Annotated in this window: 8 protein-coding genes; 1 reads left to right on the forward strand and 7 read right to left on the reverse strand. The window is 45.3% G+C overall.

Annotation, left to right across the window (positions count from 1 at the left end; genetic code table 11):
- Nucleotides 1–182: 182 nt before the first annotated feature.
- The 4 genes from QZ918_RS32240 to QZ918_RS32255 form a co-directional block, all read right to left on the reverse strand.
- Entirely contained in the window at nt 183–1,529 is a 1,347-nt protein-coding gene (locus QZ918_RS32240) for a PQQ-dependent sugar dehydrogenase (protein WP_293342970.1), read from the reverse strand.
- Between the two features lie 105 nt (nt 1,530–1,634).
- Complete coding sequence (locus QZ918_RS32245) at nt 1,635–2,132, reverse strand: autotransporter (protein ID WP_293342973.1); 498 nt, start codon at nt 2,130–2,132, stop codon at nt 1,635–1,637.
- A gap of 183 nt (nt 2,133–2,315) precedes the next feature.
- Nucleotides 2,316–2,510 carry a hypothetical protein gene (locus QZ918_RS32250; RefSeq protein ID WP_293342976.1) on the reverse strand — a complete coding sequence of 65 codons (195 nt, stop codon included), beginning with the start codon at nt 2,508–2,510 and terminating at the stop codon, nt 2,316–2,318.
- A 132-nt stretch (nt 2,511–2,642) separates the two neighbouring features.
- Nucleotides 2,643–2,807 carry a hypothetical protein gene (locus QZ918_RS32255; RefSeq protein WP_293342979.1) on the reverse strand — a complete coding sequence of 55 codons (165 nt, stop codon included), beginning with the start codon at nt 2,805–2,807 and terminating at the stop codon, nt 2,643–2,645.
- A gap of 264 nt (nt 2,808–3,071) precedes the next feature.
- Between QZ918_RS32255 and QZ918_RS32260 the strand changes: the two genes are divergently transcribed.
- The gene (locus QZ918_RS32260; RefSeq protein WP_293342981.1) at nt 3,072–3,704 is read left to right on the forward strand and encodes a L,D-transpeptidase; all 633 of its coding nucleotides are present in this window, start codon (nt 3,072–3,074) and stop codon (nt 3,702–3,704) included.
- 370 nt (nt 3,705–4,074) lie between these two features.
- Here QZ918_RS32260 and QZ918_RS32265 read toward each other — a convergent pair whose 3' ends face one another.
- From QZ918_RS32265 to QZ918_RS32275, 3 genes are all read right to left on the reverse strand, one after another.
- Nucleotides 4,075–5,943 carry a tetratricopeptide repeat protein gene (locus QZ918_RS32265; RefSeq protein WP_293342984.1) on the reverse strand — a complete coding sequence of 623 codons (1,869 nt, stop codon included), beginning with the start codon at nt 5,941–5,943 and terminating at the stop codon, nt 4,075–4,077.
- A gap of 183 nt (nt 5,944–6,126) precedes the next feature.
- The gene (locus QZ918_RS32270) at nt 6,127–6,999 is read right to left on the reverse strand and encodes a Uma2 family endonuclease (protein WP_293342986.1); all 873 of its coding nucleotides are present in this window, start codon (nt 6,997–6,999) and stop codon (nt 6,127–6,129) included.
- A 235-nt stretch (nt 7,000–7,234) separates the two neighbouring features.
- The coding region (locus QZ918_RS32275; RefSeq protein ID WP_293342989.1) for a HEAT repeat domain-containing protein at nt 7,235–9,447 on the reverse strand (2,213 nt) is incomplete at its 5' end.

Here is a 9,447-nt window from a genome sequence, read left to right on the forward strand (position 1 = left end):
GTAAGTCTTTTAAAATCGTCAAATTTTTGTTTGAGTTTTTCACCAAGGAACATAAATTTAATTTCCCCAAAATCAATCAGTACACCTATACTACCGATACATAGAAAATGATTTAGGATTGCTATAAAACGTTATTTTACCACATACGATCTTGTCTTTTAAAAAATGTCCTTGCCCTTTGCTCACCGGGGATACTGCACCCGATAAATCCGGTTGTTCGCTTCCTCAGTAAACAACAAACTCCCATCAGGTAAAACCAGCAAACCAACAGGCCTCCCCCAAGTTTTCGGGCCCGACGGATCGGTGAGAAAACCAGTCAGAAAGTCCTCATAATAACCTTGAGGGCGTCCAGTCGCCGCATTAAAAGGTACAAACACAATTTTATAACCTGTTCCTGCATTCCGGTTCCAACTGCCGCGAAACGCTACAAACGCCCCGTTCAGAAATCTTTTGGGAAACGTTTTCCCGTCGTAAAACTGAAGTCCCAAAGCTGCCGAATGTGCCTGAAACAGTACGTCTGGCGTCAATGTTTTAGCGGCTAAATCAGGCCGATCGCTCTTTCCATTTTTGACGTGGCGCGGGTCGAGCAAATTTGGCTTAAAATAAGTGTATGGCCAGCCGTAAAACTCGCCTTGACGAATTCTGGTCAAGTAATCCGGCACCAAATCATCTCCCAAACCGTCGCGCTCGTTGACTGTCGTGTAGAGTTGATTGGTTTTTGGGTGAAAATCCAATCCCACCGGATTTCGCAAACCGGAAGCAAAAGTTTGCTGGTTTGTACCGTCCAAATTCATCACTTGCACCGACGCCCTGGGTAAGGGTTCGGAGTCGGCATTAGATTGGGAACCAACTGATACAAACAACTGGCGGTTGTTGGGGGAAGCGACAACATTTCGCGTCCAGTGTTGATTGTAGCCGCCGCCCGGTAAATTGGCAATTTTTTCACCAGTACCTGTTAATTGTTCTTGTCCTCTTGTGTAGGGAAATCGGCGGACTTCATCGGTATTTCCCAGGAAGAAATAGCGATCGGCAAAAGCCATGCCAAAGGGAATATTTAAGCCGTTTTGGGCGCTAGCAAAAGTCATGTTCACCTCAGCAACGCCATCACCGTTGGCATCCCTGAGCAGCCTAATCCGATTCTGCCGGGTTTCTGTTACCAAAACATCTCCTGTCGGCGTCAAAGCCAGCCATCGGGGAGCGTCTAAATTGTCAGCAAAAACGGTGACGACAAAGCCCGGAGGGACTTGCAGCACTGGCGATGGGGGAATCGGTACTACTTGAGGAGGTTTCGAGGCGCTTTGGGTGGCGAAAGGCTGCGGCAAAGCAGTTGCAACAATGCGGATCGGCTGCGGCGATAGCGGCTTGGTTGGTACAGTTTGATTGGTGCGGACATTTGTCAGCGGTGCAACGGAGGGAATTTGCGACAGGGGAGTTGGTGCGGGTACAGGAGTCGCTGTAGCATCGGTAGCTCGATCGCACGCAACCAGGGGTAACAGCAGAATTAGCAGCAAGAAACGCAGGTAATACATAGCAGCGATTTCTCAACAATTGCTGGACAATTATCTTAATTGTAACTGCTCTGAAAAAGCAAAGCCACCGAGCGCGGTGGCTTAATTCTGGTTAGAAATCTAGTTCTACCAAAGTCCTCTCACAGGAGGAGCTGGACGCGGAGCCGGAATCGGACGCGGAGCCGGAGCGGGAGCGGGACGAGGAACTGGGCGGGGAGCGGGAGCCGGACGCGGTGGCGGTTCAGGGGCCGGACGCGGTGCTGGAGCGGGGGGACGAACAACTGTGGTAGAGACTACTTTATAATCGGGGATCACGACGAGTCTTTCTACCTGATCTCCGGCTACGGTGGCTCTGACTTTCATTCCCGGTACCAGAGACGTAATTCTCAGGATACATCTTTGAATCCTGAGAGTCCTGTACGGCCCGCTTTCTGGGCTAATTGTTACTATGTCGCCGACAATATTTTTGACAAAACCAATAATGGTTTGAGCGTTGGCTGTTGTGGTGCTCTGCGTTTGGGCTATTTCAATTGGAGGGTTGGCCATCGCAGGATTCACTGAAACCGCCGATATTAGTACCGACAGGGTTGCACCTGTAAATAATTTGATCTTCTGAAGACGCATTGAAACCTCACATTAACTGCTATTCAGGGTCGGGCTTGCTTCCGCTGCGCGAAAGTCCCAACCTTTAAACCTAATCCAGTTTAATCCCCGGAGTAGTAAATTTAGGACAATCTCAAAAAAAGATTATCGAACAAGTTTTCAAAGACTGAATTATACATCAAAAGTTCCCCAGTTACAAGAAGTTCAGTGCTTCGCATCTCTAGAGTGTCGGCGTGATATATTGAGTTTGTTCGATCGACCGTTTCCGTTTTTTTGCGCCCCTCTAACTGTGGTGGCACGGGCGGCAAACTCTGCCAACAGACAGATTATGCTTGCCGGATGCAGCAGCGCCATAGTTTCAATTTGCGATCGCCAGTCTGCCACAGATAAAAAAATCAAATGAGTCGGAGGTAAAATTCAATCATTGACTTGCAAGATTTACCCATCAACTGAATTTGTTCGCAAAAATCTCTAGCGGAATCCCACCGTTAGCCCTATAAAATCCCGGTTTCTTTGATATTAGTGCTTCATTCAGTTGACAGTTGACAGTTGACAGTTGACAATTAATAGTTGACAGCAACCTCTGCCTGGAAGTCCGAGGATTGGAGTAATGAATAGTCTGATTTTAATTTCTACGCCAAACCCCGAATCTTTCAAGGAATTATTTCTGGCAAGTTTTGTGTTTAGTTCTCTCATCTCCGTAAAATTACTGACAACAAAAAATATTGGTTTGTAGTGAGGACTTTAGTCCGCATCAAATTTCCTGGAATCGCATTCATCACTACAAACCAATTTTGTGGCAGTTAAATGAGTTATGATTTGTAGAATGGAAACTCAAAACTGGGCAGGGCATTGACAGTAAAAAAGCCATCTCTAAAATGTGGCTGTCCGGTCGAGTTTGCGGATAATTAGATAGGAAATTTGTAGGAACGGCTGGTGAGGAGTTTAGCGAACAAAATAATGGTGAACAGCAAATTTTTATTTAACAACTTAATTGTGCTGAGTTTGAGCGCAGCGGCGCTGTCGGTTCCCCTCCAGCAGCAGGTAGCAGCCGAACAGGTGGCTAATTTGAGCAATAGGGCGATCGCCCAGCAGCCAAAATCTGATGTAAAATTGCCAAATCTCGGAGTTCCCGAACTGCCACCATTAGGCGAACCGTCTCAGTATCTTCCGCAGGAACCAAACGCGCCGCAAAATGCCATTGAGGAAGTGCGTTTAGTGCTGAAATTGCGAGAACGCCGGGTCTATGTTTACCGCAAAAATAAGGTGCAAGCCAGTTTCCCGGTGGCTGTGGGGAAAGGCGGGTGGGAAACTCCCACGGGGAATTTTAAAATTACACACATGATTAAAGATCCAGTTTGGGAACATCCTTGGACTGGAGAACTTGTTCCTGCAGGGCCGGACAATCCGCTGGGAAGCAGGTGGATCGGGTTTTGGACGGATGGTAAAAATGTGATTGGTTTTCACGGTACTCCGAATCCAGAGTCGATCGGGCGAGCGGCTTCTCACGGTTGTGTCAGAATGTTCGACAAGGATGCCCAAGCTTTATTTGAGAAAGTCGCAGTTGGCACGCCGGTGATAGTCGAGAAGTAATTAGGTTTGTAGTCAAGTAATTAGGTTTGTAGTGAGGACTAAAGTCCTCAGAAAAGAAAGGACTTTAGTCCTCACTACAAACCTAGATTGTAATTAGGTCTGTAGTAAAGTAATTAGGTTTGTAGTGAGGACTTTAGTCCTCAGAAAAGAAAGGACTTTAGTCCTCACTACAAACCTAGATTGTAATTAGGTTTGTAGTAAAGTAATTAGGTTTGTAGTGAGGACTTTAGTCCTCAGAAAAGAAAGGACTAAAGTCCTCACTACAAACCTAGATTGTAATTAGGTTTGTAGTAAAGTAATTAGGTTTGTAGTGAGGACTTTAGTCCTCAGAAAAGAAAGGACTAAAGTCCTCACTACAAACCTGGATTGTTCAAATAGATTGCTGGTATTTTTCCAACAATTCCGGAATATAATCGTAGCCATCAACACCAATTACTGGCATGATGCGGGATCGACTTTTCGCCAAAGACTGTTTAAAAGATTCCGCCCCCATTTGTCCGCGCAAAATAGTCAGCAAACCAGCCGATTGTCGCCATTCCATCGCCCCAATTTGCTCCAAAGTATACATCCCCAAACAGCCAGCAAAAATCGCTTGTTCTAGCTCATTCAGACTGTAATAAGCTTGAGCTAAATAAGCCAAATTGAGACCTTGGAGATATAAGTCGCCGGAAAATTGAGCAGCTTGCCAACCTTTGACCAAATACTCGATCGCACCAGCAGCATTTTCCAAGGCAATTTTAGCAATACCGAGGCTGCTAGAGCAAAAAGCTTGACTTTGCCGATCGCCCAATTTCTCGGATAATAACAAACCTTGCTCCAAATAGCCGATCGCACTTTCATAAACCTCCGGTTCCACCTCCTCCAACTGCCGCGCCTGAAACACCTCGCTGTAGCCCAAATTAGCCAGCGCGTTCGCCTCACCTTGTCGCTCTCCCGCCTGCCGTGCCATAATCAAAGCCCGTTGGCTGTAATTGATCGCTTCCTGATAGTTTTTTTGAGCAACATAATTGCGGCTGATGTGATTGAGATTGGCGACTTCGCAAGCTTTATCTCCTTCGCTGCGGGCAATTTCCAGGGATTGCTTGTGCAGTAAGATCGATCGTTCGTAAGCCCCAGCCGCCTGCATCGAATAACCCAAAAGCGTCAAAATCCGAGCCTTCGCTTGAGTACCTTCAACACGCCGCAGCGGTTCATCTAAATAATCCAAAGTATGCCGCAAAGCTTTACCGTCAAACGAAGCAAAAATCCCGCCGTAAAGCGGAAAGTATTCCCGCTGAGAAAAAGTGCGTAAAATTTGCAAAGTTACTTGAAAACAAGCATTTGCCAACTGTTCGCCGCTCTTAGTAGAATTATTAAATCCACTAGCTAGCTGACTCCAAATTACCGAAAAAGTAATATAAGTAGAAATCGAAGCTTTTGTGGACACCTTGGAATCATAAACTTGCTTGTCGAACCACGTCACCAAAGCCCGTTGCAAACACTGCAAAATAATCGCCAATTCTAGCAAAGTACCTAATTCTACATTAGACTGCTTGGCTGCAAATTCAACGATAGAATCACCCCTGGCAATAGTCTGTAAAAGAGCATTAACAAAGGCACTATTAACTTTTTTAGCCCAAAAAGCCCAAGGCCCATTTTGTTCGGGACTACCGGCGAATCCTAGCTGCTGTGGCTGATAAATCCAACCGACGAGTTCCGGTTCCAAGCGCTGCCAAGATTCTAAACCTTTAGCAATCCCGGCTGTGATTTGCTGCAAATCTCGTTCGGTTTCGGGATTGGTAGTTTGCAGCATTTGTTGGTGCACCGATTTTGACAATTGCTGCAATTGATCGAGAGTCAGCGGATGTTCTTTATTGGGATCGATGATTTGCAATATTGCCAGGAGGCGGCCGTTAGATTCGGCGGTAAGGATTTGTTGGATGGAAGCTGCGATTTCGCGATCGACGCGGTTATCCTTCTGCCAACGTTCCCATTCTCCTTGGATAGTTTTTAGCGCTCTGAGGCTGCGATTTGCCTTGGCTTGTTTGATTTCATCCTTTTCATTTCTGAGCAGGTTGTCAGTGGCATCTAAGCGTTCGCCGAAACAGCGTTCAAAGATTTCGCCGGTGCCGGTGCCAATGTCTTGCACCAACATTTGATATACTTGTTCTTTAGAGCGAATTTGACCTTTGAGGGTAATTTCGACAATTTTATCGATCAGTGCTAGGTAGCGATCGCGCAATGAAGTAGGTTCTGGCATAAGTTATTTTTAGTTAATAAATTTTTATGGGCAGTGCTAGCAGCATTTGACGCTAGTATTTCATCTTACAGTTTAAAAGAATGTTTGTAGTGAGGACTTTAGTCCTCAGCAGTGAAGGACTTGCATTCCTTACTACAAACTAATTTTACTGTCGGATGACAGAGAAAGTCCGATTATTTAATTTTAGAGCTCATCTGGATTAATGCCCATTGCTCGGAGGCGATCGGCTAAACGATTTGCTCGCTCCCTTTCAGATTCAGCTTGCTGTTTTTCAAATTCAGCACGTTGCCTTTCTGATTCAGCTTGCTGTCTTTCAATTTCAGCTTGCTGCCTTTCAAATTCTGCTCGTTGGCTTTCCAATTCTGCTCGTTGGCTTTCCAATTGAGCTCGCTGTCTTTCAGATTCTTCGGGAATCAGAACCAAATTCCCGTTAATATCGTACCAGCGCAGCCACAATCTTTGATTTTGGAGGAAAGCACCTTCCCACAAACCCAAACTTAATTGTATTTCAGGTATCCAGAATCGAGAACCTGTTAGCACTTGTTCGCGGTAACGGTTGCCAATTAAGCGAAATACTCTCAATTGGTTGTTGTATTTGCTAAACACAAAGTAATAAGGAATTTTCAAAATTCTTTCGTAAACCTGCCACTTAGTCGGAGGCTTATTTGGCTCTGATTCTGTCAGCCCCAAATCTTCATCTTCCGTACTTGGTGACAGAAATTCGATCGCAATTAAAGGATTGACTGCTTCGTCCCAAATGACGTAACTTTGGCGCAAGTCTCTGTCTTGGTAAAATCTGGAAACGCCTACAACTAAATACCAATCAGGTCTTTTGTACCAATTGAGATGGTTCGAGTCGTAGTATAGATTCAGATCGCTGGCTGAAAATGTGCGATCGGCTGGATAATTAGGGGGAATGCAGCTAGCAGACAAAAGTTGTGCTTGCCACTGATGATATTCGTCAGGCAAACCGGGTTCCTCCGGGTCTTCACTAGGTAGATCGTACATCGTCGGCAGCACTTTTGCTTGGGAAGATTGCGAATCTGGTATGTACATTGTTATACAAATATCCCTGCGAGATGTGATATCAATTCCGGTTGCACCGGAATGATTGTTGACTGCTGCATAGACTCCGATCCCCCCTAACCCCCCTTAATAAGGGGGGGACAAGATTCTGGTCAAAGTCTCCCTTCTTAAGGACAAGATTCTGGTCAAAGTCCCCCTTCTTAAGGGGGATTTAGGGGGATCGAGATATCTGCAACCACCCATTAAATTGATAACGGATGTGATATTAAGGAGATACAGGCACTGCGGTATTTGTTGCATTATAGCGCAATGCGATTTGTTGTGGCAGAAAGTCGGTATCTTTGGCACTGGGAATGCGATCGAGATAGCAATCTTTTACTGCTAGCATAAAACCTTCGATCGCCTGTGGTGAATTTTGAGAGTCTGCTACCTGCAAGAAATTTTGCCATTTACTCTCATCTTTGCCGTTAATATCTAGCAAATGCAACGCGGCTAAATACTCGGCTACTGGATCTAAAGCAAAGTGAATTCGATCGCGGGTGACACCTTTTGTTTGGATGATTCTGAGTTTGTCTTCTAAATACTTGATTCGCGCTTCTGCCGTATCTTCACCCAGAGCAATTATCGCATTTTGACGGTTGGCTGCTGCGGGGCGATAGGTTGACTTCAGGCATTCCCAAGCTATGATTTTAGCATCTTTATGGATGGTGGCATCGCCGATATTATTCTCTGTGACGCTGCGGTTAAGTTTATTTAAATAGTGAAGCATCAACTCAGCAATATTATCGGGTAAATTGCCGTCGGTTGTGCCTTCTTTCTTGGCAATGAGTTGCTCGGCATAGAGTTTAGCTAGCAAAACGGTGATGTTTCTGTCGCCGACAATAGTTGATAGTTGGATGCAGGCATTGAAAAATTCTGTATCGCTGAATAACTCGCGCTTTTGCTGTTGGCTGAGATAGCTTTCCATGAACGATGACAACCGATTTCCGGCAATGCGGAGGGGTTTGATTGTTGTCTTGGTGACTTTATCTAAATCTTCTTGCAGCCGCGAAGTTACGAGCAAAGCATTAACAGGAAAATCTGGCATTCCCGGTTTAATTGCTGTCCGTGTTTGTTCGCTCATTTCTGAGAAATGATCGACGATGACTAGAATGCGCCGCTGTTTGAGCAATTGTTGTAATAATTCTTCAGAAATCGGCTCAGCAGTGTCGGTTAAATCTTGCAATTGACCGCGAATTGCTTCGATGAATGGTTGTTTGCCTTCTGCTACTTTTATGTTGAGTTCTTCTTCGATGAGAACTGGCAGCATTCGATGCTCGCAAATGCGTTCTTCAGAAGTATCCGACATCGCCCATTTGCCAATCTGACAAGCTAAACTGGTTTTTCCCGCTCCCCCTTCTTCCCAAATCAACAAGCAACCGCGTTTTTGAGCAAATGTCGGCTGCAAGTCTTTGCCTTTAAGGGTGGCAATTGTGTTGTTGTCAAGGATGACGGGCATGGGGACGAAAATTTTCCGTTCGCCCACTGTTTCCCGTTGTTGAAATTCCTTTCGCGTCGCTACGATATGTGCTGATACCCAAGCATCGAGAACTTTGGGATGGTATTTGAAGAAGATCAAGAAACCGAGAGATACATCTGTGCCGAGAACAGGTATTTTAAAGCCGATCGGTTTTAAGGTTTCGTATATTTTTAGCAGCCACAGTGGGCGGATGGCAAAGGTTCCGAAGAGTAAAAATAAGTAAATTCCAGTTCCCCAGAAGTAGGGATTTTGGATAATTGATTTTACGAATAGGCGATCTCTTTGTTCGGTTTTGAGAACATTGATGTATATACGGAGATTTGCGATCATTGGTTTTGATTCTGAGTCTAAATATAAATATGGTTTATCAGATTCAAGCTTAGAGTTTTCCAGAATTTTCAAGGCTGATTCTAAGTTTGATACAGCCTGATTTAACTCCGTTGAAGTTAGTATCTTTGCTTTTTCTTGAAGACTAAGAGCAATACTCACCAAAGCATTGGCTGCACTGTCATGCACATATTCATTAGGGTCTTTAAGCAGGGGAATTAGCTGAGGCACAGCAGTTTTAGTTTCTGCACCGATTCTCCCCAAAGTGAGTGCTGTAAGGCCACGCACATTTGCATCCGAGTCTTTAAGTAATGGAACTAGCTGCGGCACAACAGTTTTAGCTTCTGCACCCATACCCCCCAAAGCAGAGGCTACACTGATACGCACATTTACATCCGAGTCTTTAAGTAATGGAACTAGCTGCGGCACAACAGTTTTAGCTTCTGCACCCATACCCCCCAAAGCAGAGGCTACACTGCTACGCACATTCGCATCCGAGTCTTTAAGTAATGGAACTAGCTGCGGCACAACAGTTTTAGCTTCTGCACCCATACCCCCCAAAGCAGAGGCTGCACTGCGACGCACATTTGCATCCGAGTCTTTAAGTAATGGAACTAGCTGTGGCACAATAG

The sequence above is a fragment of the Microcoleus sp. CAWBG58 genome (assembly GCF_020883045.1).
GTDB lineage: Bacteria > Cyanobacteriota > Cyanobacteriia > Cyanobacteriales > Microcoleaceae > Microcoleus.